The organism is Xanthomonas sp. LMG 8993, assembly GCF_009835065.2.
Classification (GTDB): Bacteria; Pseudomonadota; Gammaproteobacteria; order Xanthomonadales; family Xanthomonadaceae; genus Xanthomonas; species Xanthomonas arboricola.
On the sequence record NZ_QVIF02000001.1, the window covers coordinates 125,344 to 148,485 of the forward strand.

Sequence of the window (23,142 nt, forward strand, 5' to 3'; positions counted from 1 at the left end):
CGGTGGTCTATGCCCGGCATCTTCGAAAGCGGCATGTCGGAAAGCGGTCGGACCGGAGTTGTCCGGCGGTTAACGCGCTATCCGGCGTTCAGTCTGTCTCGCTGTCGCCACTGCCGGTGTTGGTGTCGGAGGCGGTTGCAACGCAACCGGCATGCCATGCCGTGCCCGGCACCAACTGCCATTGATTGCGGTTGGACTCGCCAATATCGATCCGTTGCGCCGGATCGATGCACGCCGGTACCGCCTGCTTGAGGACGAACAGCCAACGGCGCTCAGGTGCGTTTGCAAGCCACAGACCGGCCTTGGCCCACTGCTGCTGCCAACTCGCCTTGAAGCCGAAGTCGGTGACCGGTCGATCCGCCTGCAGCATGTTCTGCTCGCGCCAGGCCAGCATGCCGAGCTCGGCCTCCGGGCCGATGCGCTGTCCCACGCGCTGCATCAAGCGGGCGGCAGAACTGTACGGGTCCAGTGCCGGCATCAAGCCCAGGCCATACACGCTCCACAGCGCGGCGGTCACCACCACCACCGCGGTGCCGGTGCGCTTGCCACGCGACCATGCAATTGCCGCCAGGCCGACCACACCCAGGCCGATCAACCAGAGAGCCACCGACCGCAGCGAGGCCAACTCCATCCCGCGCTGCAGGGCGGTGTTTTCCGCCCAGTGCAGATGCAGTGCGATACCGCTGCCCAATGCAAGAGCGGCCAGCGCAAGCAGCAGCAGGTAGCCGGTCAGCAATACGCGGACGCCACGTTTGCGCAGCAGCCCGGCCAGAAGCGGTGCGGCGGCGATGCACAGGGCCGGCAGCATCGGAAAGATGTAGACCTCGCGCTTGCCCGGGCTGGCGCTGAAGAACACCAGCACCAACATGCTCCAGGCAAGCAGCAACAGATAGCGCGGGTCGCCGCGTCGCAGCCGCCGCCACCAGGCCGGCAGCAGCCAGGGCAACAGCAGGCAGCCGGGCAACCACAACGTGGCGATCACCTGCAGGTAGTACCAGGCCGGCTTGAGGTGATGCCAGGCGTGGGCGTAACGGGTACCTGTCTGCTTGAACAACAACTCGTGCGCGTAGGCATGCAGCGTCGGGTCGTTGCTCTGCCACAACGCGATACCCAGCGGACCAAGCCATACCGCGGTCCCCGCCAGGAACGCGGGCAGCACCAGCAACCAGCTGCGCCCGGCCTGTGCGCGTGCCGGCAGCACGCGCCAGTGCCTGCGCGGCAGCGCCATCCACGGCAGCAACAGCAGCAAGGGCAGAAAGCCCACACCCTTGGTCACCGTGCCCACGCCGGCGGCGAACAATCCCAGCGTCCATGCGCGCCAGTCCGGCCCGCGCAGCAGATGCCGCAGCATCCCCCACAACGACAGCGTGGTCAGCGCCACCAGCACCATGTCGATCTGCGCACGCTTGGCCATCAGGCCGAACTGCAGCACCGCAAACAATGCCAGTACCGCATGCCGCGCCACGCGCCGGTTCCACAACCGCCGCGCGATGTCCCAGGTCAGCCATAACGTGGCGAGCGCAGCCAGCAGCGACGGCAGCAGGAACGCGACCGGCCAGTGCGGCACCAGCTCGTAGCTGGCTGCCTGCAACCACATGAAGACCGGCGGTTTTTCGGCATACAGCTCGCTGCCCCGGTGCGGCAATAGCCACTGACCGGTCGCAACCATGCTGCGTGCGGCCAGCACAAAGCGCGGCTCGTCCGGCGGGTTGGGCTGGCGCAGGCCCAGCCCGGCCAGCAGGCTGACGACGATCAGCAACACGGCGGCGAGCAGTGCGCGCTGGCGGGAAGTGGCGGCGGAGATGGCAGGCGACACGCGCACGCCCCGATCGGTGGGGCGCCACACTATCCGGCAAGCAGGTCGGAATTTTGTCGGAGCCATCCAGAGCGGCTGTGTTCGGCCAGGCTCGGTTAGGATGCGCACATCGTCCCTGCCGGGCCGCCCTGGAAACGCGCTCATGCGGCTGCTGGTCATCGAAGACAACCGCAACATGGTTGCCAACCTGTTCGACTATTTCGAAGCGCGCGGGCACACCCTTGACGCAGCGCCCGACGGCATCACCGGCCTGCATCTGGCCACCACCCAGCAGTACGACGTGCTGGTGCTGGACTGGATGATGCCGCGCATGGACGGCCCGGAAGTGCTGCGCCGCCTGCGCGAGCAGCACCAGTCCGAGCTGCCGGTGATCATGCTCACCGCCCGCGACGAGTTGCCCGACAAGATCGCCGGCTTCCGGGCCGGTGCCGACGACTATCTGACCAAGCCGTTCGCGCTGCCGGAACTGGAGGTCCGCATCGAGGCCCTGCTTGCGCGTGCGCATGGACGCCGACGCGGCAAGTTGTTGCAGGTGGCCGATCTGCGTCTGGACCTGTCCACGCTGGAAGCCACCCGCGCCGGCCAGGTGCTGCATCTGTATCCGGCCTGCCGCAAGCTGCTGGAAGTGCTGATGCAGGCCAGCCCCGCCGCGGTTACCCGCCAGCGGCTGGAGCAATCGCTATGGGGCGACGATCCGCCCGATGGCGACATGCTGCGCTCGCATATCTACGAGTTGCGTCGCAGCGTGGACGGCCCGTTCGCGCAGAAACTGATCCACACCCTGCCGCGGCTGGGCTATCGCCTGGCGCCGCTGGAAGGTGCCGGCGATCCCGCTGCGGGCGAGTGCAGCGATGCTTAGGCAGCGCCCGTTGGGCCGCCGCGTGCTGGTGTGGTTGTTCGGCTACACGCTGTTGATGGTGCTGGCGGTGTTCGGCACCGCGCAGTATCTGCACGAGCGCGCAGAACACGGCGTGTGGCGCTCGTTGCTGAATTCGGAGCTGGACAGCATCCTGGATCGCAGTGCGCAGAATCCGGATTACCGCTGGCAGGACTCGGACACCTTGCGGCTGTATCGCGTCGACGGCGGCGCGGCAGTGCCGCCGGTCTTGCGCACGCTGCATCCCGGCCTGCACGACGAGCTGGAAATCGCCGGCCGCCAGAGCGCGGTGATGGTGCGCGACACACCGCATGCCGGGCGCCTGGCGCTGGTGCTGGACATCACCGACTTCGAGGCGCTGGAGCAGTTCATCACCCGCTGGATGCTGGCGGCAGGCGTCGCGCTGATCGGCATCACCTTGCTGATGGGCACTTATGCGATGGCGCGGTTGGTGCGCCCGCTGGTGGAGCTGGCGCGCGACATCGGCGCGCTGCGTCCCGAGCGGCGTGCACAACGCATTGCTGTTGGCCCGCAGGGCAGCGCCGAGCTGTACGTGATTGCCGACGCGCTCAACGACTATCTCGACCGCAACGGCCAGTTCGTCGAACGCGAACGCGCCTTCATCGACAGTGCCAGCCACGAGTTGCGCACCCCGCTGGCGGTGATCGGCAACGCCGCCGAACTGGCGCTGGAGCAACCCGGCACACCACCGGCGGTGCGCCACCAGCTGGAGCGCATCGCCCAGACCAGCGCCGCGGTGGAGCAGTTGATCACCTTGTTGCTGGTGCTGGCCAAGGACCCCGGCCGGCTGACGCGCAGCAGCGATACGCTGCGTCTGGACCAGTTGCTGCCGGAGATCGTCGCCGACCACGCGCATCTGCTCGCCGACAAGGACCTGCAGGTACTCACCGACCCGCTTCCGCCATGCAGCCTCACCGCACCGGTGGCGATCGTGCAGACCGCCATCGGCAATCTGTTGCGCAACGCGATCGAGAACAGCGACCGCGGCATCATCCGCGTCTCGCTATCGGCACCAGGTGTGGTGCGCATTGCCGACCCGGGCCACGGCATGACGCCGGAGGAGATCAGCGCGATCTACGCGCGCCTGGCGCGCGGCAACACACGCCAGGGCAACGGCATCGGGCTGGAACTGATCGGACGCCTCTGCGAGCATCTGGGCTGGCATCTGAACCTGGATTCCAATGCCGGCCAGGGCACGGTGGCGACGCTGGACCTGTCCGGGGCATTGGCCGCGACAGCGAAGGGATGATGGGGCAGTCACGCAGGCGGTGACATCGCACGTGGTCGCGCACACGCCGCGTGTGCGGCATCTGCCAGCGCCCGACGGCTGTTTACTACGGCGTGGCAGCCACTGCGTTGAGTGGACGCATCGACTGATCTCGAGAGCCGCATCCAGCGCAACGCCCCTCGACCACGGCGCGGGCACTCAGGCCGGCAGCAAACCGCGCGCGCTCAACCAGCTGCGCGCATTTTCCGCATCCTGCTCGAACCAGGCGCGCGTGGATCCCAGCCGGTAGGTATAGCCCCAGGTGTCCATGTCGGTCATCAGGCGCGCGCTGCCCACGCCCGGCAATTGCTCGGCCAGCAGGATCTGCAGATAACAGGTGGCGTCTTCCTCATCCACCGAATCGGTGGCGTCGGTATGCACAGCCGCGCGTTTGTCGGCCGGCAGGACGATCAGGTGCCCGGCCTCGTGCAACAGCGAATGCACCGGCGTGTCGTCACGCACATAGACATCGCAGCCGATGATGCCGGCTTCCGGTTCGCCCCAGAAACTGCCGGGGATCGGCGCGCCGGCTTCCACGCGATGCAGGCGCAGGCCATAGCGGGCGAGCAGCGCGGCCGGCGCGTCCAGGCCGATATCGCCCACGCACAACACGCTGGCTGGCTCGGGGCTGGGAGAGGAATCGATGGTCACACGCAAAGGCTCGCGGTCGGTTCGGGCCGTCAAGGCGGCACCGTGCAAACACGGTGCCGCAGGGAACGCTTACTTGTCGCCGTCTTCGGGCAAGGCAACCGAAATATCGAGCACGTCATGCTCGCCATCCTTGACCAGATCAACCCGCACCGCATCGGCGTCGATGTTGACGTACTTCTTGATCACTTCCAGCAATTCGCGCTGCAGCAGCGGCAGGTAATCCGGCCCGCCGCGGTGGTTGCGCTCCTGCGCAATGATGATCTGCAGGCGGTTCTTGGCCGTCTCGGCGGTGTTCTTCTTGCTCTTGAGAAAATCGAGCAGGCCCATGCTTACCCTCCGAACAGCTTGCTGAAGAAGCCTTTCTTCTCCACGGATGTGAATCGCATCGGGCGCTCTTCGCCCATGATGCGGGCGACCGCGTCGTCGTAGGCCTGGCCGGCCGGGGACTCGGCATCCAGGATCACCGGCTCGCCCTTGTTGGAGGCGTTGAGCACATCGCCGGATTCGGGAATCACGCCGATGGCCTTCAGCCCCAGCACTTCCTCCACGTCGGTGATGCTGAGCATCTCGCCGCCTTCCACGCGGCCCGGGCTGTAGCGGGTCAGCAGCAGGAAGGCCGGCACGGTCTGGCCTTGCTCGGCCTTGCGGGTCTTGGAATCGAGCAGGCCGATGATGCGGTCCGAGTCGCGGACCGAGGAAACTTCCGGATTGACCACCACCACCGCACGGTCGGCGAAATACATCGCCAGGAACGCGCCTTTCTCGATGCCGGCGGGCGAATCGCAGACGATGTAGTCGAAGCCGTCGGCGGCCAGGTCCTTGAGCACCTTCTCCACGCCTTCCTGGGTCAGCGCGTCCTTGTCGCGGGTCTGCGAGGCAGCCAGCACGTACAGGTTGTCGAAGCGCTTGTCCTTGATCAGCGACTGCTTGAGCGTGGCTTCGCCATGCACGACGTTGACGAAGTCGTACACCACGCGCCGCTCGCAGCCCATGATCAGGTCCAGGTTGCGCAGACCGACGTCGAAGTCGATGACGGCGACCTTCTTGCCGCGCCGTGCCAGCCCGCAGGCCAGGCTCGCGCTGGTGGTGGTCTTGCCAACGCCGCCCTTGCCGGAGGTGACTACGATGATTTCAGCCAAAGGATTTCTCCGAATATTTCTGTGGTTGGGCTGCGTCAGTCCAGCGCAGCGATCTTGATCTGATCCTGCTCCAGCCAGACCTGGACGGCCTTGCCACGCAGGTCCATGGGAACATCGTCCAGCACCTTGTAGTGGCCAGCGATGGCAACCAGTTCGGCGTGGAAGTCGCGGCAGAAGATGCGCGCGTCAGGGTTGCCCTGGGCGCCGGCCAACGCGCGGCCACGCAGGGTACCGTAGATATGGATGCTGCCGTCGGCGATGACCTCCGCCCCGGCACCGACCGTACTGAGCACAGTCAGGTCGCAGTTCTCCGCATACAGCTGCTGGCCCGAGCGCACCGCGTTGCGTTGCATGCGCCCAGGCGCCGGCCGCGCCGCGGGCGCTGCGGGTTCGGCACGCGCCGGTGGTGGCGGGGGTGGCGGCGGGCTCACCGCGGTCGGCTCGTATTGCGCACGGAACTTGGCCAGCAGCGGTACGCCGAGCTGCTGCGAGAGCAGGTCGATCTCGCTGGTGCCGTAGGCCAGCGCCACCGGCAACACGCCGGCATCGCGCAGACCGTCCAGCAGCGCCTTGGCCGTGGCCAGGTCCGGTACCTGCGACAAGCCGCCGAAATCCAGGATCACCGCCGCACGTCCGAACAACTTCGGCGCGCGGGTCACGCGTTCGCGCATCTCGCGCACCAGGCGCGGCACATCCAGCGTGCGCACGCGCAGGTTGGCAATGCCCACCTGGCCGATCTTCAGTTCGCCGGCCTGTTCAAAATCCACATTCACGCTCGCCACGCCTCAGCCCCCCGTCGACGGGTTGTCGGTGGCGGCGGCATGACGCGGCCGGCCGACCCACGGCAGGTGGTCGGGCAACTTGCCGGCATAGGTCTCCTTGACCCACGGATAGCTGCACATGTCTTTCATCAGCATGCTGGCGCGCACCTCGACATCGGCCATGGTGTTCTGGCCGACCTCGCGGAAGCCGAAGCTGCCATGGAACAGCAACGCTGCATCGGCGCCATGGTCCAGGAACACCTCGCAGGCCAGTTGCGGGTAGCGCAACTCGGTGTAGCTCTGCACATCGGCGTAGAACGCACGCCCGACGCCACCGCCGCGACGGCGGCTGGCGACCACGATGCGGTCGATATAGAAGAATTCCGGGTAACGGTCCCGGAACCAGGCGAAATTGCTGCTGTCATGCGCACTGCCGCTGCCGAACCCGACCAGGAACCCGGCCAGGTTGCCGTCGCGCTCGGCGACGCGGAAATATTCGGCCTGCTCGTAGAAACGTTGCAGCTTGGTTGAATCCAGCGGCAGGATTGCCAGTCCGGCATTGTTGTTCAGGGCCAGGACGGAATCGAGCTCGTGCTCGCGCACGTCGCGGATAACGATCGACATTGGGACTCCGTGGGGTAACGCTCTCGACCCGAAATCGGATCTGCGTCGGATTATTGCATGCGTGGCCTGAAGCGGCGACCCGCCGTGTGCTGCCAGCCAGGCATGAGAACCGACTGCAGCATGCCAATGCCGGCAGCTCCTGCTGCCAGGCCCGGCGCGCCATGCCACACGCATGCATGACTTCCGGCAAGAGGGCAGCCGCCCGGCGAGCGCCTAAGATGCCTGCATGTTGGGATACCTCAGTCATACGCGCGTCCTGCGCTTCGCCGGCCTGTTCACCTGGGCGATGATCGCCATGCCCTTGGTGTACACCTACTGGCCGGCCGCAGAAGAGGGCGACCACCGCAGCGTGGCCGAAGGCCTGCTGATGTCGGCGTTCTTCGTCGGCTTCGGCGCCAGCTACTTCTGGCTGACCCGCGGCCTGAGCAGCGGCGGCCATGCGCATTGGTACGACCGGCTGATCCTGCTGCTGCTGACCATCTTCGCGCTGGCGGTCAGCTATCTGAGCGGGACCGGACTGGGCAGCATCCTGATGATGGTGGCGGCCGGGGTGATCCCCTGGCTGCTGCCGCTGCGCATCGGCGTGGCCTGGCTGGTGCTCAGCCAGCTGGCGGTACTGCCGGTGTTCTATTACCTGCGCCCGGACTTCACCCTGTTCGCCGCGCTGATGCAGTCGCTGCTGTACGGCGGCTTTTCGATGTTCATCTTCGTGACCAGCCTGGTCGCGCGCCAGCAGACCGATGCCCGCGAAGAACAGCGCCGGCTCAATGCCGAGCTGCGCGCCACCCGCGCGCTGCTGGCCGAAAGCGCCCGCGTCAACGAGCGCACCCGCATCTCGCGCGAGCTGCACGACCTGCTCGGCCACCACCTCACCGCGCTGAGCCTGAACCTGGAAGTGGCCGGCCACATCACCGACGGCCAGGCCCAGGAGCACGTGCGCCAGGCGCATACGCTGGCCAAGCTGCTGCTCACCGACGTGCGCGAAGCGGTCAGCCACCTGCGCGACAGCGGCGCGATCGACCTGGAAGCGGCCCTGCGCCCGCTGGTGACCCAGGTGCCGTCGCTGGACATCCACCTGGACATCGCCCAGCCGCTGACCCTGGACGACCCCGAGCGCGCTCACGTGCTGTTGCGCTGTACCCAGGAAATCATCACCAATGCGGTGCGCCATGCCGGTGCGCGCAATCTGTGGATCCAGGTGCGGCGCGATGCCGACACCGTGTTGATCGACGCGCGCGACGATGGCCATGGCGCCGACACGGTGGCGCCCGGCAACGGGCTGCGCGGCATGCGCGAGCGGCTGAACCAGTATGGTGGCCAGCTCGAGATTCAAACCCGGCGGGGTGACGGCTTCGGCCTGCGCATCTCCGTCCCAGGCGCGCCGGCACTGATGCCTGCGGCCGTGACTCAAGGAGTGTTCTGATGATCCGTGTGTGCCTGGTCGACGACCAAACCCTGGTACGCCAGGGCATCCGCTCGCTGCTGGCGCTGGATAACGGCATCGAGGTGGTGGCCGAGGCCTCGGACGGCAAGCAGGCGGTCGAGCAGATCCCGCAGGTCCAGCCCGACGTGGTGCTGATGGACATGCGCATGCCGGTGATGTCCGGCCTGGAGGCGCTGCAGATGCTCTCGCGCAACGGCACGCTGCCGCCGACCATCATCCTGACCACCTTCGACGACGACCAACTGGTGCTGGCCGGGCTCAAGGCCGGCGCCAAGGGCTACCTGCTCAAGGACGTCTCGCTGGAACAACTGGTCGGCGCGATCCGCACCGTGGCCGACGGCGGCTCGCTGGTGCAGCCGGCGGTGACCCAGCGCCTGCTGTCGGGCCTGGAGCACATGCGCAACGAGTTCGTCAGCCTGGACCGGCCCGATCCGCTGACCGACCGCGAGACCGAGATCCTGCGGCTGATGGCCAGCGGCTTCTCCAACAAGGAGATCGCCAACTCGCTGGGCGTGGCCGAGGGCACCATCAAGAATCACGTCTCCAACATCCTGTCCAAGCTCGGCGTGCGCGACCGCACCCGCGCGGTGCTGAAGGCCTTCGAGCTGCAATTGGTCTGATCGGCAGCGCAGGGGGTGCAGCTGCCGGCGCGCGGCGCTGCGCGCGCTTCGCAGCGCATGTGGCAACGCGCGTGGCGGGGTGGTCTGGTCGTTTCCACGCCGATCATGCGTGCTGCCGGAGGAACGAAAACCGCGCCGGCGGCAATCGCATCACACACAGGCATCGCGCGATGTGCATGATAGCTGCGCGCAATCTGCCCAAACCCTTGTGCAGGTTGGGATTGCGCAGTCATGGACTGCGCGGTTGCGCGGTGGATGACACCGCAAGACCGCGCTACCCGTCGCACAACTGAACATCTTTCTCGAAGCCTGCTAGGATGGCGGCTTCGCTTCACTCAACCCGGCCGTGGGATCGGCCCCGGAGACCTCCTGAATGACCCGTATTATCGAGTTCCTGATCGCCTTGGGGATCGTGGCTGGCTTGTTTGTCGTGGTGGGCTTGGTGTTGCCCTCGGAGCGGCAGATGTCCGAGAGTGTTGAGACCAACCGCAGGATGACGATTGTTTACGACACCGTGAACAGCTTCCGTCGTTTCAAGGATTGGAACCCGCTTGTGCTGCGTGACCCGAAGATCCAGCTGAAGCTGGTCGGCCCGACCGAGGGCAAGGGTGCACGCGTCGAATACAGCTCCACTGAAGGCTATATCGGCGACGGCAGCTGGGAGATCACCAACAGCGTCAAGAACGAGCGTGTTGAGATTTCGATCGACGATCCCACCAAGGGCTACGACAAAGTCACCAACTTCACCCTTGCGCCAACCGGCAAGAACAACAAGAACGTAAAGATCACCCAGGACTACAGCGTCAAGTACGGCTGGAACCTGTTCGGTCGTTATGCCGGCCTGTATGTCAGCCGCCACGTGGGCGACGACCTGAAGCTGGGTCTGTCGCGTCTGGCGACCGCACTGGCCACCGTGCCGAATTTCGACTACCGCGCCCAGCTCGACGGCAAGCCGGTGTTGAGCGATCTCAAGCTCGTCGATGTGCCGGCCGAGGACCTGCTGGTCGTCAACGCGGGCAACATCGATCGTGACAACGAGACGATCAAGAAGTCGATCAAGGACAACCAGGAGTGGATCAAGCGCGTGATGGACGCCAACGGCCTCGAGGCTGCTGGTCCGGTCCGCATCGTGACCACCGACTTCGCTACCGACAAGTACGCGTTCGACGTGGTGCAGCCGGTCCGCAAGCGTGCCGGTGGTGCGCCGAAGACCGATGCCAAGGCCGACACCGCCAAGGCCGATGCCAAGAAGGACGACGCCGCGGCTGCCGCACCTGTGGATGCAACCCCGGTTGCTGCAGCGGGCGAGGAGTTGAAGGTCAACATCCCGTCGGAAGCACCGGTCAAGTACGAGCGCACCAAGGCACACCGTTCCGCGTTTGCAACCTACGCAGGCCACATGGCCGGCCTGGATGCAGTGCGTAGCTCCCTGCGTGCCTGGGCTGCCACCAACGGCAACGACGTGACCGAGCGTCCGTACGAGTCGTGGAAGGGCGGCGTGGACAAGTCGTTTACGCAGGACGGTACCTACGACGTCTACTGGGCCATCAAGTAATCGTCTCACCACGATGATCTGATCCAGACGAAAACGCGCCGCAGTCCTGCGGCGCGTTTTTTTTTGCATCACGGCGCTGCAATGGAAACTTCGTTATGTCCCTGCTCGAACGTCGCAAGAAACATCCGTCGCTGCTGGCGTTTTGCGGCGCCTTGCTGGCCGCCGTCGCGGTGGGCCTGTCGGCCTATGCCTCGCACGGGGTGGCCGATGCGCTGGTGCAATCGCGGCTGCAACTGGCAGCGCTGTATGCCTTTGGCCACGGTGCCGTGCTGACGGTACTCGGCGCCACCGAAACGCGCGCGCTTGGCCGGCTCGGCCTGTATCTGCTGTTGCTCGGCACGCTGCTGTTTGCCGGCAGTCTGGTCGGCGGCGCGCTGCTGCACTGGCCCACCAGCCTTGCACCGGTGGGCGGCGTCAGCCTGATGCTGGGCTGGGCGGTGCTGGCGATCGGCGCGTTGAGGCGCTGAGCATGCCGCGCCATGCCCGCGGATTCGATGTGGAGGCCGCCTTCGCGCACCTGACCCGGCGCGATCGCGCGCTGGGCGCGTGGATGAAGCGCATCGGCCCGATCACCGCGCAGCCGGGTTGGCGCAAGCCGTTCGATCCGGTGGACGCGTTGGCGCGCGCGATCCTGTTCCAGCAACTCAGCGGCAAGGCCGCATCGACGATCGTGGCGCGGGTGGAAGCGGCCATCGGTGCGTCGCGCCTGCATGCAGACACGCTCGGTCGCATCGACGACGCGGCACTGCGTGCGTGTGGCGTGTCCGGCAACAAGTCGCTGGCGCTGCGCGATCTGGCGCGCCGCGAGCGCGATGGCGAGATTCCCTCCCTGCGCAGGCTCGCCTTCATGGACGAGGAAGCGATCGTGCAGGCGCTGATCCCGGTGCGCGGCATCGGCCGCTGGACGGTGGAGATGATGCTGATGTTCCGCCTGGGGCGCCCGGATCTTCTGCCCGTCGATGACCTGGGCGTGCGCAAGGGCGCCCAGCGCGTGGACAGGCAGGAACAGATGCCCACGCCGAAGGAACTGGCCATCCGCGGCGAACGCTGGGCCCCGTACCGCAGCTACGCCGCGTTTTATCTATGGAAGATCGCCGACTTCAGCGTGGCAGCCAAGGTGCCGACGCCGCGCTCGCAGGAATAGGGCGTTGCAGTGCGGTGCGTGCGGCTTGCCGCGCGCATTACGCCGCCGACCAACGCCAATGCCAGGGCTCGTAGATGATGCCGTAGGGATTGTCGCGCGGATAACTCAGCCGGTAGCCAAAGCGATCCGCGTTGTCGCGCAGCCACGCGAAGGCCGGCGTGGTCTCGAAGGATTCTTCCACCGGCGGCTCGCCGGGCGTGCCGATATCCAGTGCATCGCCGCTGTGGTGTTCGCTGAAGCCGGGCGCGGTGTTGACCGCCAGGATTTGCGGCACCGTCAGGCCGCGCGCCAGCTTGCGTTCGAAGATCGCCAGTTGGTAATCGTGGCTGCGATACCCGGACAACGCATCCAGCAGCACGCCAGCGCGTGCAGCGTCGGCCTGCATCTGCCGCCATGCATGGCTTGCGCCGGCGCTGAGCCACAACGGCCGTGCAAAACGATCGCGTCCGGCAAAGTGCAGGGCAGCAGGTTCGGCCACCAGGCTCAGCCCGGTCTGCCGTGGATACGCTTCCACGTCGATTTCCAGTTGCGCCAGCCGCTGCTGCACGCCGCTGACCGGCAACAGCGTGTTCGTACGGTCCGATGCACGCCCGCCTGGCAGTTCCAGCAGCGCCAGTGCCTCGTCCAGCCCCGGCTCGTACGCCAGTCGCGGGATCAACGGCATCACGCCCTGCGGCAGATGCGCGGCCAGGTAGCGTCCGTCGCGCTTGCGCCGCAGCAGCCAGTCGGCCTGCGCCAGCACGCGTGCATCCGCATTGCCGCGCGCACGCAGCAGGTCTGCCGGCCACAGTTCGATGTTGGAGGTGTTGAACAGAAAGCGTGGGGAGTTGCGCATCGCCGCAGCTTAGCGGGTGCCACGTGAGGGCTGCCAGTCCGGAGCGGCGCGAATGCTGGCGTGCGCCGGTAGAGATGCTCCGTTGAGCAGCGGCGGGGCGGATGCATGCGAGCGGAAGCTGATCCGTTCTGACGATCACTCACGCCTGTGCTTGTTCTCAACCGGGCTTACTTTCAAGCATCGGCGTCCTTGTCGCCCTGCGGCTTCGGCAGGCGCCCGGCCTTGCGTAGCGCATCGCGCAGCACGTATTCGATCTGCGCGTTGAGGCTGCGCAGTTCGTCGTCGGCCCAGCGCTGCGCGGCGGCCAGCACGTCGGCGTTGATGCGCAGCGGATAGGCCTTCTTCTCGCTCACTCGCGCTCCTGGCGGCCGCTGTGGCGGCGCAGGTGCATCACCATCGACACGATCAACACATTCACACCGACGAGCATGCCGATCACCACCGCGTAGATGCCGGCGCGGTTGTCGCCGGCCCAGTACAGGCAGGCAGCACCGATCAGGATGACCAGGCTGATCAGGGCCCAGCGCAGCCCCAGGCCGCGCGCGCGGTCGTCGTCGTCCGCACCGATGGAGGCGGCGATTGCCAATGCAGGCAAGCCGGAAAGCGCGACGACCAACGGCACCATGACATTCATTGCATCACCTCAATACAGCGAGCCGGCGTTGACCACCGGTTGGGTGCCACGATCAGAACACAACACGGTGAGCAGGTTGCTGACCATGTGCGCCTTGCGCTCTTCGTCCAGCTGCACCACGCCGTTTTTCTGCAACTCGGCCAGCGCCATTTCGACCATGCCCACCGCACCGGCGACGATGCGCGTGCGTGCGGCGATCACCGCATTGGCCTGCTGACGTTGCAGCATGGCCTGGGCGATTTCCGGCGCGTAGGCCAGGTGGCTGATGCGTGCTTCGATCACGTCCACGCCGGCCTGGGTCACGCGCTCGTCCAGATGGCGCTTGAGTTGTTCGCTGATTTCGGCCGGATGGCTGCGCAGCGAGATCTGATCGTCTTCGTGCTGATCGTACGGGTAGCTGGTGGCCATCGCGCGCAGCGCCGCTTCGGACTGGATATGCACGAAGCTTTCGTAATCGTCGACGTTGTAGACCGCCTCGGAAGCGTCCAGCACCTGCCACACGATGACCGCGGCGATCTCGATCGGGCTGCCGTCCAGTTCGTTGACCTTGAGCCGGCCGCTCTCGAAGTTGCGCACGCGCTGGCTGACCCGGCGCTTGGCGTAGAAAGGGCTGTTCCAGCGCAGGCCCGGGTCCTTGACCGTGCCGACGTACTTGCCGAACAGGCTCAGCACCGCCGCCTGGTTCGGCTCCAGCGTGTACAGGCCGGCCAGCATGAAGATGCCCGCCGCCACCACCAGCAGCGCAATCAGCAGCCCGCCTGGAGTCGGGCTGCCGGCCGCCAGGGTCGTGAGAATGAACCAGGCGGCGCCCGCGAACGCGGCGCCAGCGGCGAGGATGACCGGGATGCCCGGCAGTGAGCTGATCGGCTTCTCTTTCATGAGGTGGGTGTCCTTGGGGAGTTCAAAAAAGATATCAAAGTGATATCAGTCGATGCAAGTCGTGCGGTCGGCGGCCGGAGTGACGGCCCGTTAGAATGGCGGCCCCCTCCCGATCTGGACCGCGCTCATGACTACTCTCGGCACGCCGTTGTCGCCTTCCGCCACCCGCGTGTTGTTGCTGGGCTCGGGCGAGCTGGGCAAGGAAGTGGCGATCGAATTGCAGCGCTTCGGGGTGGAAGTGATCGCCGCCGATCGCTATGCCGACGCGCCGGCGATGCAGGTGGCGCACCGTTCGCACGTGCTGGACATGCTCGATCCCCAGGCGCTGCGCGCGCTGATCGCCCAGGAGCAGCCGCATCTGATCGTGCCGGAGATCGAGGCGATCCATACCGAAACGCTGCTCGCGCTGGAACGCGAGCAGGGCCAGCGGGTCATCCCGACCGCGCGCGCCGCACGCCTGACCATGGACCGCGAGGGCATCCGTCGCCTGGCTGCCGAAACACTGGGCCTGCCGACCTCGCCGTATCGCTTCGTCGACACGGCTGCCGAGTATCGCGAGGCGATCGCCGCGGTGGGCCTGCCGTGCGTGGTCAAGCCGGTGATGTCGTCCTCGGGCAAGGGCCAGAGCACCCTGCGCAGCGAGGCGGACATCGAGGCGGCCTGGGACTACGCGCAGACCGGCGGACGTGCCGGTGCCGGCCGCTGCATCGTCGAGGGCTTCATCGACTTCGATTACGAGATCACCTTGCTGACCGTGCGGCATGCAGGCGGCACCTCGTTCTGCGACCCGATCGGGCATTGGCAGAAGGACGGCGACTACCGCGAGAGCTGGCAGCCGCAGCCGATGTCAGCGGCCGCCTTGCAGCGCTCGCAGCAGATCGCGCAGGCCATCACCGACGACCTGGGCGGTCTGGGCCTGTTCGGCGTGGAATTGTTCGTCAAGGGCGACGAGGTGTGGTTCAGCGAGGTCTCGCCACGCCCGCACGACACCGGCCTGGTCACGCTGGTCTCGCAGGAGCTGAGCGAATTCGCCCTGCACGCGCGCGCGATTCTCGGCCTGCCGGTCGGTGCGGAAAACGGCGGCGTGATCCGTCAGAGTGGCCCGTCGGCGTCGTGCGCGCTGCTGGCGCACGGTCATGGCGTGCCGGCCTTCGACAATGTCGCGCAGGCTTTGCGCGACCCGGACACCGCACTGCGCCTGTTCGGCAAGCCGCGCGTGGACGGTCACCGCCGCGTCGGCGTCACGCTGGCGCGCGCCGACAGCATCGACGCCGCGCGCGCGAAGGCGCGGGTAGCCGCAGAGGCAGTGCAGATCCGGCTGGACTGAGCGCTGCGCGGGTCATGGCGCGGTTGCGGCGACCAGCCGCAATCGCGCCACGACACAAGCAACCACCCGACGCGTCAAATCCCCAATCCCCAATCACCGCGCCCCAGCCACATCCACCCAAACCGCATGATGGTCGCTGCCATCGGCGATCGCCGCTTCCGGCGTGGCGCTGGCGGGCCAGAAGATGCCGCTGCCGACCAAGGTGAACTGACGCGAAGGCAGCACGTAGTCCAGCCGCATCGTGCCCGCCTGCGGCCCGAAGTCGCCGGTGACCTGGTGCGGGTCGCCCGCATGGGCAATGCCTTGCGCGGCGTATTCGGCGGTTTTTTCCGGGCCGCCTGCACTGTGCGGCGTGGGGTACTGCAGCACCCGCGGGTGCGTGATCAAGGCGCGGATCGCATCGTGCCGGCCGGCGCCGTCGACCGGGTCGTTATTGAGGTCGCCGAGAATAACGAAGCGCGCATCGGCGGGCAGCCCGCCGCAGCGGCCCTGGTCGTCGCACAGCCAGCTGGCGTCCTTGGGATTGTCCAGATACTCGCGCCACAGCCGCAGCTCGTCGTGGTTGCGGGCGACGTTACGCTTCTCGGCGCCATCGAACACCGGCGGGGTGGGGTGCGAGACCAGCGCGTGCACCACACCAAGCGGCGTACGCACCGGCACGTCCCAATGTGATTTGGACGACAGCCGCAGTTGCGCCCAAATCGCGTCGCGATAGAACGCTTGTTTGCTGGACGGGTCGGTCGGGCGCAGCGCACCCGGCAGCGCGCTCCATTTCAGCAACTGGAAACTGCGCACCGCCTGCGTGTCGATCGGGTAGCGCGACAGCACCAGCATGCCGTACTGGCCGGGATGCAGCCCGTAACCCCAGGCATCGTTGCCGCGGGTGCGGCCATCGCCACCGACGCTGCCGTTGTTGTCCAGATCCAGGCCACTCGGCACGCCGGTATTGACCGGGGCCAAGTAGCGATACGGGTAGCGCAACGCTGCGCCGCCGCCCGGCTGGGCGACCTGAAGATAGCGCTGCTGGAACAGATCGGCGGCGCGGTGCTCGGGGTCGAAGTCGAACTCGTTGAGCAGCACCAGATCCGGACGCACCCGCTGCAGCACCGCGGCGATCTTGCGCGCGTGCGCGCTGTCGCCCTGCAGTTCGCGCACCAGGCCGCCGGCCTGATCCGAATACAGCGAGGTGTTGTAGGTCGCGATGCGCAGCTGGGCCGGCGCGGAGGCGGCAGTTGCCTTGGCGCTTGTCTCCGGAGAGGTCGCCTGATGGGCGCAGGCGGCGCAGAGCGCGGTCAGCGCAAGCAGTAAGAGAGGTCTGATCATCGCCACATTCTCGCATGTGCAAGACGACAGCCCGATGTCGTCCCGGCGGGGTTCACCCTTCCGGTGCAGCGGCAGGAAGCCCACGCCACTGGCGGCCGTCGTAGGCCTCCAGCGCGCTGAAGCGGCGCTTGTAGTTCATCTTGGCATGGCCGTCGATCCAGTAGCCCAGATACACATGCGCGCGGCGCTCGCGTTGCGCCCACTGGATCTGCTGCAGGATCGCAAAGGTGCCCAGGCTGCGCGCAGTGGCATCCGGTGCGTAGAACGTATAGACCGCCGACAACGCATGCTCGGTGACATCGGTGACCGCAACGGCGAGCAGCCGCCCAGGCGCATGCGCCACCGCCGGTTCGCGGATTTCCAGGAAGCGTCCATGCGACCAGCCGCCGATCAGGAACTGGTCGAATTCGGTGGCGCCATGCTCGTCCATGCCGCCGCCGGGATGGCGGTGCTTGAGGTACTGCCGGTACAACGCGAGTTGTTCGTCGGTGCGCTCGGCAGCAACCACGCGCACCACCAGGTCCTGGTTGCGCGCCAGGCAGCGGCGCTGGCTGCGATCGGGCCGGAACGCATCCACCGCGATGCGCACCGGCACGCAGGCGCGGCAACGTTCGCAATGCGGCCGGTAGACCAGATCACCGGAGCGACGGAATCCCCATGCCAAGGCCTGCGGATAGATCGCACCCAGACGCGGGTCGTGTGGATCCAGCACCAGGTCGCGCGCACGGCGCTCGGACCAGTAGCCACAGGCATGCTCGCCGGTCTGGAACAGGCGCAGGTCGTCATGGGTGTCGGCGTGGATGGCCATGGCGTCAGGATAGCGCCTGCGCGTCGCAACGGCGGCGACTGTCCGCCGGATGAATACGCCCGGTTGCCGCGTCAACGCGCGCGCCGATGGCTCGTTGATGTGGGTGTTGGTGGCAGCGCACGGTGGATCCGGATGCGCCACCCACGCGATGCGGCCCATGCAGGTGCCGCGTGTGGTTCCCACATTCCAGGAGTTTCTCATGACGTCTCGCAAACCGTTTCTCGCACTGGCCGTGCTGGCTGCCCTGTCCACCGGCGCGGTGTTCGCCGCTCCGCCTGCCGCCGGCGATGCGCCGCGTCCTGCCAAACTCGACAAGAACGGCGATGGCGTGATCGATCGCAGCGAAGCCGCCGCCGACCCCAAGCTGGCCGCACAGTTCGACACGCTGGACACCAACAAGGACGGCAAGCTGTCGCGCGACGAGCGCCCGCATCATCGCGGCCCGGGGCGCGGTGGACGCGGCGAATGGCTGAGCAAGCTCGACACCAACAAGGACGGCCGCATCAGCCGCGAAGAAGCCAAGGCCGACCCCAAGTTCGCCGCGCGCTTCGATGAGATGGACATCAACAAGGACGGCTTTGTCGATCGCGCCGACCGTGAGCTGCGCATGCAGCAGCATCGCGACGCGTGGTTTGCCAAGGCCGATACAGACAAGGACGGCAAGCTGAGCAAGGCCGAGTTCGATGCCGCATCCAAGCAGCGTGGCGAGCATGGCCGCTGGGGTCAGGGCGAGCATGGCGATCACGGCAAGCGTCCGATGCCGGCCAAGCCTGCCGCGGGCAACTGAGTTCATCCAGTCGCTTACCCGGTCGCAGTGCTGCGACCGGGGCAGCACTGACGTCACACGCAGCATGTAAACCGCAACACGCAACAAGGCGCCGATCGACCAACGGCCTCCCGCGCAAGCAGGGGGCCGTTTTTGTTGACTGGAATGGCCGCACTTGCCGCATACGGCGATGGCGCCACGCCGGGATCAGAGCATCCCCAGCTTCATGTAGTGCCGCACAATGGGCAGCATGACCGCCGCCGTGCTCACCAGCATCGCGGCCGGGCTGAACATGCAGCGATACAGCAGCGGTGCCCGCGTGGTGCCGCGTCGTTGCGCATCGCGTTCCAGCATCGGGCGCATGACGCGTGGCAGCACCCGGATGGATTGGTAGTTGAGCACCGCCATGCCTGCGCCCAGCAACAGCAGCGACGTCCATGCGCCGGCATCCAGGCGTTTGAGCAGCAGCGTGCTGCCCACCACCAGCACCGACGTCAGCGTGGTGATGTGCAGGAAACGACGAATCGCCGCTGCTTCGGCGGCGGTCTGCGCAAAGCGCAGCAGATACCAGCACGACCAGTACGTGCCGACGCCGGCAACCAGCACGGCGCCGGCGGCGAACAGCGACGGCAGGCCGAGCCAGAGGCTTAGCGCACCAGCGGCGCCACCCCCGCCCAATGCCGAGCCGGTCAGCCCGCTCACGCCTAATTTGCCCGCGCCCCCCATGCCGGTCAGCACGATGGCCGCGCTCGCCGTCCCCGGCGCGGCCAGCAGGGTTGCCGAGGTCACCGCGGTGGCAAAGGCCACGCTGGGCGCGCTGCCACGGGCGAACTCGCCGAAACGGCGCAGCAGCTCGCCGCGCACGCTGGCACGTGCCCGCGACAGGCGCTTGCGCACGGCCGCATCGCTCAGGCCGAGCAGCGAGGCAACCTGCCGCGAACTCTGGCCTTCGCGATAAAACAGCAGCAGCGTCTCGCGGCTCTCTTCGGGCAATGCAGAAATGATGTCGAGCGCGGCGATCTCTTCTTCCACCTGCAGCAACTGGTCGGCGGGCGAGGGGGCCGGGTCGGCAGCCATCGCGATCGCCAGGTCCGCCGCTTCGCCGCTGAGCGCGCGATGCCGGTTGGCGCGCAGCCAGTCGCGCGCCAGGTTGCGGGTGATCTGCCGCAGCCACGGCAGGAAACTAGCCGGCTGATGCAATTGCGCCAGCCGCTGCCAGGCGCGCAGAAAGGCTTCCTGGGCGATGTCTTCGCTGGCGGCGATATCGCGGGTGATCGCCAGCGCGATGGCGGTCACCGTGTTCTGGCAGGCGCGCACGATGCGGCCGTAGGCCTGCTGGCAGCCGGCGGCGGCGACCGGCAATTCGCGTTGCAACATCAGGTCTAGCGTGTCGGTGTGCATCGGCGCAATCCATGTCCTGGTCCCAGCATGACGCAGGCGAGCAGCGGATGTGACCAACGTGATGGCGGTGGCGCCTGGCGCAGCGCCGGGTGACTGCGCTCAGCGCGCCGGCTGGATCCGTACACGCACTTCGTCGTCTTCTGCGGCGGGCGGTGCGGTGGTGGCGGGCGCTGGTTGCGCGGCCGGCGGTGCCACTGGCCTGGCCGCATCCGGGGCATTGCGATGGCGCAGCACCACGAACATGGCGACCGCGCCGATCACCAGCAGCAGCACCAGCCGGATGCGCCAGGCCCAGCTGCGCGCATTGGTGCTCGAGCCGTTTTCGCCGTCGCGGAAGGTGTACTCCACATTCGGCAGATCGCGGCGGGTGGTGTCGAGCAGGCGTGCGTCGCGCAGCAGATCGCGGGCACGCGGCTGGTCGTCGGCGTGCACGATCCACACCGTGGGGTAGGCCTGGGCGTTGCCCTGTTCGAGATAGCTGAACTGGCCGCTGCGCTTGCTCTCGTAGGAGCGGCCGTTGCTCATGCGCACGTCGATACCGGCGTTGCGCAGGAGATCGGCCACGCCTTCGGCGGTTTCGATACGTTGACTGCTGAAGATCTTGCGCATGCTTAAGGAGTGCCAGCGATTGCCGAGCAGGGCGCGCTGCGAATGCGCTTGCTCGAGCTGAAAGAAAGGAGCGGCAAGGACGTCGATCCAGGCCGGAAAGTGCAGGCGGCCATCAGCATGCCTGCGCGCGACGAACGCGGTGCAGCGATCAACATGGCGAGTCGTTTGCCGGCACCGCGATCGCGCTGCCGTCGGGCACCACCCGGATCAGGCCTTCCTGGGTGGTGCTGGCGACCAGCACGCCATCGCGGGTGAAGAACTGCCCGCGCGCCAGGCCGCGCGAACCCTGTGCGGTGGGGCTGTCGAGCGAATACAGCAGCCAGTCGTCGGTGCGGAACGGGCGGTGGAACCACAGCGCGTGATCGAGCGAGGCCATCTGCACGTTCGGCGTGTAGTAGCTGATGCCATGCGGAAAGGTGGAGGTGCCCAGCAGCTGAAAATCCGAGGCATAGGCCAGCAAGGCCTGGTGCAGGCCGACGTCGTCGCCGACCGGGTCGCTCAGGCGCAGCCACATCTGCTGGAAGGGCGGGCGCTTGGGCGGCTTGAGTTCGTCGCGCGGAAACACATGGCGAAACTCGAACGGGCCGCCACGCGACAGCCAGCGCTGCACCTTGGCAGGCAGTTTCTCCAGCACCTCCGCTGCCAGCGGCGGGGTGGGTTCGATGTCTTCGGGCGGCGGTACCACCGGCATCGCGGACTGGTGTTCGGCGCCGTCTTCGCGCTGCTGGAACGAGGCCGCGCAGAAGAAGATCACCTTGCCATGCTGGATCGCGGTGACCCGGCGCACCGAAAAACTGCCGCCATCGCGGGTGCGGTCGACGTCGTAGACGATCGGGTGGTCGATATTGCCGGCGCGCAGGAAATAGGCATGCAGGGAGTGCGCCTGGCGACCGTTGTCCACGGTGGCCTGCGCGGCGGCCAGTGCCTGGCCCAGCACCTGTCCGCCGAACACGTACTTGGTGCCGATGTCGCGACTCTGGCCGCGGAACAGGTTGTCTTCCAGGCGCTCCAGCGACAGCAGGCTGATCAGTTCGGAGACGACGGGTTCGGCAGTGGCGGACAAGGGGCTGGCCTGGGCGTGCGACGGACCGCGATTATAGCGGGCCGCCCCCTGCGCGCCGTGCGGGAGCGGCGTCAGGCCTTCTGCAGCCGCGCCACTAGGCCGTGCAGGGCGGCCTGCGCATCCGGCGCGTACCAGCCGTCGATGAAGCGCTCCAGCTGGATCAGCTCCGGCGCCAGTGCCGCGCGCAGATCGGCGCGGGCAATCGCGCGCGTGGCCAGCATCGGCTGGCGCGGCAGCTGCTGCAGGTCCTGCAGCCAGGCCACCGCGCGCGCGGTGACCAATTCGCCATCGACCAGTTCGTCGACCAGGCCGATCGTGACTGCCTGCTCGGCCGGCAGCAGCTGCCCGGAGATCAGCAGGCGCTCGGCGCGGTGCGCCCCGACCACGCGGCGCAGCAGGCGCTGGATGCCTTCCGGCGCGGCCATGCCCACCTGCACTTCATTCAAGCCGATCGCATACGGTTTGGCGGTATCGGCGCTGCGCGCCATCACCCGGTAGTCGCAGCACAGTGCCAGCACGCAGCCGCCGGCCGGCGCATGCCCGCCGATGGCCGCGACCACCGGCACGCGGCTGTTGGCCAGCGCCTGCGCGGCCTCGAAGAAGGCCGTCCAGCTGGCCAGCAATGCGGCGCGGTCGGTGCCATGCGCCAGCAGGTGCGGCACGTCCATGCCACCGGAAAAGATCCGCTCGCTGCCCGACAGCACGATGCCATCGGTCTCCTCGCCGGCCTGCTGCACCGCAACGCTCAGGGCCTGGCACAGCGCGCTGTCCAGTGCATTGACCGGCGGGCGCGCCAGACGGATTTCGCGTAGACGGCCATGGTCTAAGATCTGGATGCTCATTCGGGGCTCCTGGAGGTTGGGTCATGATAGACGGCAGTCGAAGCAGGCAGCGCATGTACGCACGCGTGCTCGGTGCATGGGTGATGCTGGCAAGTGCAGGCGCTGGCGCGCAGTGCCTGCCCGAGTTCAAGGGCGGCTGGATCCGCATTCCGCCACCCGGTGGCATGGGCATGGCAGCGGGCTTCGGGCAGTTCCACAATGGCTGTGCGCAGCCGTCGAAGGTCACCGAGGCCAAGAGCAGTGCGTTTGCCGATGTGTCCATCCACGAGACCACGCAAACCAACGGCGTCAGCCGCATGCGCGCGGTGCCGGAGCTGGCATTGCCGGCCGGCAAGTCGGTGCCGCTTGCACCGGGCGGCCTGCATTTGATGCTGATGGAAGCGCGTGCGCCGCTGCAGGAAGGCGCGCAGGTGCCGGTGACCTTTACCTTGCAGGATGGCCGCGAGGTCAATACCACGCTGCAGGCGCGCAAGCGCGCGCCGGGTTCGTAAACGCGCGCAGTGCGTGGCTGAGCGAGGCTGCAGCCGTGCAGGTTGCAGTTCTTGCAGAGCCCACTACGCGATGTTGCCGATCAAACGCGATGCGTGGTGGCAGGTAGCCGCCACTTCACTGTGTCAGTCCGGTCTCGATCACGCGGCCTGTCGGTGGTATCGCGCAGCGGCATGACAGGATCGCTGCAAACAACAACGGCGGCTCCCGGAAGAGCCGCCGTCGTCTTATGGCGCTGGAGATCCAG

General features: G+C 67.1%; 26 protein-coding genes. 10 read left to right on the plus strand and 16 right to left on the minus strand.

Translation table 11 applies throughout. The features are described from left to right. Nucleotides 1-88 precede the first annotated feature (88 nt). The gene (locus DYQ94_RS00440) at nucleotides 89-1,822 is read right to left on the minus strand and encodes an ArnT family glycosyltransferase (protein ID WP_160955133.1); all 1,734 of its coding nucleotides are present in this window, start codon (nucleotides 1,820-1,822) and stop codon (nucleotides 89-91) included. A gap of 136 nt (nucleotides 1,823-1,958) precedes the next feature. Here DYQ94_RS00440 and DYQ94_RS00445 point away from each other — a divergent pair, with 136 nt between their 5' ends. Both DYQ94_RS00445 and DYQ94_RS00450 read left to right on the plus strand, forming a co-directional pair. Beyond that, nucleotides 1,959-2,675 (plus strand): response regulator transcription factor, encoded by a 717-nt coding sequence (locus DYQ94_RS00445; protein ID WP_016901685.1) that lies wholly within the window; start codon nucleotides 1,959-1,961, stop codon nucleotides 2,673-2,675. Beyond that, nucleotides 2,668-3,963, plus strand: coding sequence for a sensor histidine kinase (locus DYQ94_RS00450; RefSeq protein WP_126967014.1), 1,296 nt, complete (start codon nucleotides 2,668-2,670; stop codon nucleotides 3,961-3,963). Before DYQ94_RS00445 ends, DYQ94_RS00450 begins: the two co-directional genes overlap by 8 nt. A 177-nt stretch (nucleotides 3,964-4,140) precedes the next feature. On the opposite strand, the gene DYQ94_RS00455 is transcribed toward DYQ94_RS00450, so the two are convergent. The 5 genes from DYQ94_RS00455 to DYQ94_RS00475 all read right to left on the minus strand — a co-directional run bounded on the left by DYQ94_RS00455 (nucleotide 4,141) and on the right by DYQ94_RS00475 (nucleotide 7,156). Further along, the gene (locus DYQ94_RS00455; RefSeq protein WP_102252572.1) at nucleotides 4,141-4,632 is read right to left on the minus strand and encodes a hypothetical protein; all 492 of its coding nucleotides are present in this window, start codon (nucleotides 4,630-4,632) and stop codon (nucleotides 4,141-4,143) included. A gap of 69 nt (nucleotides 4,633-4,701) precedes the next feature. Then, nucleotides 4,702-4,959 (minus strand): cell division topological specificity factor MinE, encoded by a 258-nt coding sequence (minE, locus tag DYQ94_RS00460; RefSeq protein WP_005994583.1) that lies wholly within the window; start codon nucleotides 4,957-4,959, stop codon nucleotides 4,702-4,704. A gap of 2 nt (nucleotides 4,960-4,961) precedes the next feature. Further along, complete coding sequence (gene minD / locus DYQ94_RS00465) at nucleotides 4,962-5,771, minus strand: septum site-determining protein MinD (RefSeq protein WP_046342008.1); 810 nt, start codon at nucleotides 5,769-5,771, stop codon at nucleotides 4,962-4,964. Nucleotides 5,772-5,806: 35 nt separating this feature from the next. Beyond that, on the minus strand, nucleotides 5,807-6,553 hold the full coding sequence (minC, locus tag DYQ94_RS00470) for a septum site-determining protein MinC (RefSeq protein ID WP_016901690.1): 747 nt from the start codon (nucleotides 6,551-6,553) through the stop codon (nucleotides 5,807-5,809). Nucleotides 6,554-6,556: 3 nt separating this feature from the next. After that, nucleotides 6,557-7,156, minus strand: coding sequence for a GNAT family N-acetyltransferase (locus DYQ94_RS00475; RefSeq protein ID WP_126962257.1), 600 nt, complete (start codon nucleotides 7,154-7,156; stop codon nucleotides 6,557-6,559). Between the two features lie 226 nt (nucleotides 7,157-7,382). Here DYQ94_RS00475 and DYQ94_RS00480 point away from each other — a divergent pair, with 226 nt between their 5' ends. The 5 genes from DYQ94_RS00480 to DYQ94_RS00500 all read left to right on the plus strand — a co-directional run bounded on the left by DYQ94_RS00480 (nucleotide 7,383) and on the right by DYQ94_RS00500 (nucleotide 11,919). Then, entirely contained in the window at nucleotides 7,383-8,579 is a 1,197-nt protein-coding gene (locus DYQ94_RS00480; RefSeq protein ID WP_016901692.1) for a sensor histidine kinase, read from the plus strand. After that, on the plus strand, nucleotides 8,579-9,220 hold the full coding sequence (locus DYQ94_RS00485; RefSeq protein WP_016901693.1) for a response regulator: 642 nt from the start codon (nucleotides 8,579-8,581) through the stop codon (nucleotides 9,218-9,220). Before DYQ94_RS00480 ends, DYQ94_RS00485 begins: the two co-directional genes overlap by 1 nt. 373 nt (nucleotides 9,221-9,593) lie before the next feature. Continuing rightward, on the plus strand, nucleotides 9,594-10,775 hold the full coding sequence (locus tag DYQ94_RS00490) for a polyketide cyclase (protein WP_126965667.1): 1,182 nt from the start codon (nucleotides 9,594-9,596) through the stop codon (nucleotides 10,773-10,775). A gap of 95 nt (nucleotides 10,776-10,870) precedes the next feature. Then, nucleotides 10,871-11,242, plus strand: coding sequence for a DUF423 domain-containing protein (locus DYQ94_RS00495; RefSeq protein ID WP_126965668.1), 372 nt, complete (start codon nucleotides 10,871-10,873; stop codon nucleotides 11,240-11,242). Nucleotides 11,243-11,244: 2 nt separating this feature from the next. After that, entirely contained in the window at nucleotides 11,245-11,919 is a 675-nt protein-coding gene (locus DYQ94_RS00500) for a DNA-3-methyladenine glycosylase family protein (RefSeq protein ID WP_126965669.1), read from the plus strand. 37 nt (nucleotides 11,920-11,956) lie between these two features. Here the strand turns inward: DYQ94_RS00500 and DYQ94_RS00505 are convergent, their stop codons facing one another. The 4 genes from DYQ94_RS00505 to DYQ94_RS00520 all read right to left on the minus strand — a co-directional run bounded on the left by DYQ94_RS00505 (nucleotide 11,957) and on the right by DYQ94_RS00520 (nucleotide 14,267). Further along, entirely contained in the window at nucleotides 11,957-12,754 is a 798-nt protein-coding gene (locus DYQ94_RS00505; RefSeq protein WP_160954591.1) for a M15 family metallopeptidase, read from the minus strand. Nucleotides 12,755-12,927: 173 nt separating this feature from the next. Next, complete coding sequence (locus tag DYQ94_RS00510) at nucleotides 12,928-13,107, minus strand: type II toxin-antitoxin system antitoxin (RefSeq protein WP_024939461.1); 180 nt, start codon at nucleotides 13,105-13,107, stop codon at nucleotides 12,928-12,930. Further along, nucleotides 13,104-13,388, minus strand: a complete 285-nt coding sequence (locus tag DYQ94_RS00515) for a hypothetical protein (RefSeq protein WP_016901699.1) — start codon at nucleotides 13,386-13,388, stop codon at nucleotides 13,104-13,106. The genes DYQ94_RS00510 and DYQ94_RS00515 overlap by 4 nt, the downstream gene beginning before the upstream one ends. A 9-nt stretch (nucleotides 13,389-13,397) precedes the next feature. After that, entirely contained in the window at nucleotides 13,398-14,267 is an 870-nt protein-coding gene (locus tag DYQ94_RS00520) for an SPFH domain-containing protein (RefSeq protein WP_160954592.1), read from the minus strand. Nucleotides 14,268-14,394: 127 nt separating this feature from the next. Here DYQ94_RS00520 and purT point away from each other — a divergent pair, with 127 nt between their 5' ends. Continuing rightward, nucleotides 14,395-15,594, plus strand: coding sequence for a formate-dependent phosphoribosylglycinamide formyltransferase (gene purT / locus DYQ94_RS00525; RefSeq protein WP_160954593.1), 1,200 nt, complete (start codon nucleotides 14,395-14,397; stop codon nucleotides 15,592-15,594). A gap of 93 nt (nucleotides 15,595-15,687) precedes the next feature. Here the strand turns inward: purT and DYQ94_RS00530 are convergent, their stop codons facing one another. Then, nucleotides 15,688-16,917 (minus strand): endonuclease/exonuclease/phosphatase family protein, encoded by a 1,230-nt coding sequence (locus tag DYQ94_RS00530; RefSeq protein ID WP_237474882.1) that lies wholly within the window; start codon nucleotides 16,915-16,917, stop codon nucleotides 15,688-15,690. A 52-nt stretch (nucleotides 16,918-16,969) separates the two neighbouring features. Beyond that, nucleotides 16,970-17,884: an arginyltransferase gene (locus tag DYQ94_RS00535; RefSeq protein ID WP_039519976.1), complete on the minus strand. Its 915-nt coding sequence runs from the start codon at nucleotides 17,882-17,884 to the stop codon at nucleotides 16,970-16,972. Here DYQ94_RS00535 and DYQ94_RS00540 point away from each other — a divergent pair. Beyond that, nucleotides 17,775-18,512 carry an EF-hand domain-containing protein gene (locus DYQ94_RS00540; protein WP_374057716.1) on the plus strand — a complete coding sequence of 246 codons (738 nt, stop codon included), beginning with the start codon at nucleotides 17,775-17,777 and terminating at the stop codon, nucleotides 18,510-18,512. The genes DYQ94_RS00535 and DYQ94_RS00540 overlap by 110 nt on opposite strands. A 186-nt stretch (nucleotides 18,513-18,698) precedes the next feature. Here the strand turns inward: DYQ94_RS00540 and DYQ94_RS00545 are convergent, their stop codons facing one another. From DYQ94_RS00545 to DYQ94_RS00560, 4 genes are all read right to left on the minus strand, one after another. Beyond that, nucleotides 18,699-19,892, minus strand: a complete 1,194-nt coding sequence (locus tag DYQ94_RS00545; protein WP_160954595.1) for an RNA polymerase sigma factor — start codon at nucleotides 19,890-19,892, stop codon at nucleotides 18,699-18,701. 99 nt (nucleotides 19,893-19,991) lie between these two features. Next, nucleotides 19,992-20,501, minus strand: a complete 510-nt coding sequence (locus tag DYQ94_RS00550; protein WP_016901706.1) for a putative signal transducing protein — start codon at nucleotides 20,499-20,501, stop codon at nucleotides 19,992-19,994. 148 nt (nucleotides 20,502-20,649) lie between these two features. Further along, nucleotides 20,650-21,564 (minus strand): acyl-CoA thioesterase II, encoded by a 915-nt coding sequence (gene tesB, locus DYQ94_RS00555; protein WP_016901707.1) that lies wholly within the window; start codon nucleotides 21,562-21,564, stop codon nucleotides 20,650-20,652. A 71-nt stretch (nucleotides 21,565-21,635) separates the two neighbouring features. Further along, nucleotides 21,636-22,406 carry an enoyl-CoA hydratase/isomerase family protein gene (locus DYQ94_RS00560; RefSeq protein ID WP_160954596.1) on the minus strand — a complete coding sequence of 257 codons (771 nt, stop codon included), beginning with the start codon at nucleotides 22,404-22,406 and terminating at the stop codon, nucleotides 21,636-21,638. A 53-nt stretch (nucleotides 22,407-22,459) separates the two neighbouring features. On the opposite strand from DYQ94_RS00560, the gene DYQ94_RS00565 reads away from it, so the two are divergent. Beyond that, nucleotides 22,460-22,897, plus strand: a complete 438-nt coding sequence (locus DYQ94_RS00565; RefSeq protein ID WP_237474883.1) for a copper chaperone PCu(A)C — start codon at nucleotides 22,460-22,462, stop codon at nucleotides 22,895-22,897. The last annotated feature ends 245 nt before the right edge of the window (nucleotides 22,898-23,142 follow it).

Bases quoted from the DNA above. Each gene is read 5' to 3' on its own strand.
- DYQ94_RS00445 (WP_016901685.1), top strand. From the start codon at position 1,959: ATGCGGCTGCTGGTCATCGAAGACAACCGCAACATGGTTGCCAACCTG.
- DYQ94_RS00450 (WP_126967014.1), top strand. From the start codon at position 2,668: ATGCTTAGGCAGCGCCCGTTGGGCCGCCGCGTGCTGGTGTGGTTGTTC.
- minE (WP_005994583.1), bottom strand. From the start codon at position 4,959: ATGGGCCTGCTCGATTTTCTCAAGAGCAAGAAGAACACCGCCGAGACG.
- DYQ94_RS00475 (WP_126962257.1), bottom strand. From the start codon at position 7,156: ATGTCGATCGTTATCCGCGACGTGCGCGAGCACGAGCTCGATTCCGTC.
- DYQ94_RS00480 (WP_016901692.1), top strand. From the start codon at position 7,383: ATGTTGGGATACCTCAGTCATACGCGCGTCCTGCGCTTCGCCGGCCTG.
- DYQ94_RS00485 (WP_016901693.1), top strand. From the start codon at position 8,579: ATGATCCGTGTGTGCCTGGTCGACGACCAAACCCTGGTACGCCAGGGC.
- DYQ94_RS00490 (WP_126965667.1), top strand. From the start codon at position 9,594: ATGACCCGTATTATCGAGTTCCTGATCGCCTTGGGGATCGTGGCTGGC.
- DYQ94_RS00495 (WP_126965668.1), top strand. From the start codon at position 10,871: ATGTCCCTGCTCGAACGTCGCAAGAAACATCCGTCGCTGCTGGCGTTT.
- DYQ94_RS00500 (WP_126965669.1), top strand. From the start codon at position 11,245: ATGCCGCGCCATGCCCGCGGATTCGATGTGGAGGCCGCCTTCGCGCAC.
- DYQ94_RS00505 (WP_160954591.1), bottom strand. From the start codon at position 12,754: ATGCGCAACTCCCCACGCTTTCTGTTCAACACCTCCAACATCGAACTG.
- DYQ94_RS00515 (WP_016901699.1), bottom strand. From the start codon at position 13,388: ATGAATGTCATGGTGCCGTTGGTCGTCGCGCTTTCCGGCTTGCCTGCA.
- DYQ94_RS00520 (WP_160954592.1), bottom strand. From the start codon at position 14,267: ATGAAAGAGAAGCCGATCAGCTCACTGCCGGGCATCCCGGTCATCCTC.
- purT (WP_160954593.1), top strand. From the start codon at position 14,395: ATGACTACTCTCGGCACGCCGTTGTCGCCTTCCGCCACCCGCGTGTTG.
- DYQ94_RS00530 (WP_237474882.1), bottom strand. From the start codon at position 16,917: ATGATCAGACCTCTCTTACTGCTTGCGCTGACCGCGCTCTGCGCCGCC.
- DYQ94_RS00540 (WP_374057716.1), top strand. From the start codon at position 17,775: ATGAATACGCCCGGTTGCCGCGTCAACGCGCGCGCCGATGGCTCGTTG.
- DYQ94_RS00535 (WP_039519976.1), bottom strand. From the start codon at position 17,884: ATGGGCCGCATCGCGTGGGTGGCGCATCCGGATCCACCGTGCGCTGCC.
- DYQ94_RS00545 (WP_160954595.1), bottom strand. From the start codon at position 19,892: ATGCACACCGACACGCTAGACCTGATGTTGCAACGCGAATTGCCGGTC.
- DYQ94_RS00550 (WP_016901706.1), bottom strand. From the start codon at position 20,501: ATGCGCAAGATCTTCAGCAGTCAACGTATCGAAACCGCCGAAGGCGTG.
- DYQ94_RS00560 (WP_160954596.1), bottom strand. From the start codon at position 22,406: ATGAGCATCCAGATCTTAGACCATGGCCGTCTACGCGAAATCCGTCTG.
- DYQ94_RS00565 (WP_237474883.1), top strand. From the start codon at position 22,460: ATGTACGCACGCGTGCTCGGTGCATGGGTGATGCTGGCAAGTGCAGGC.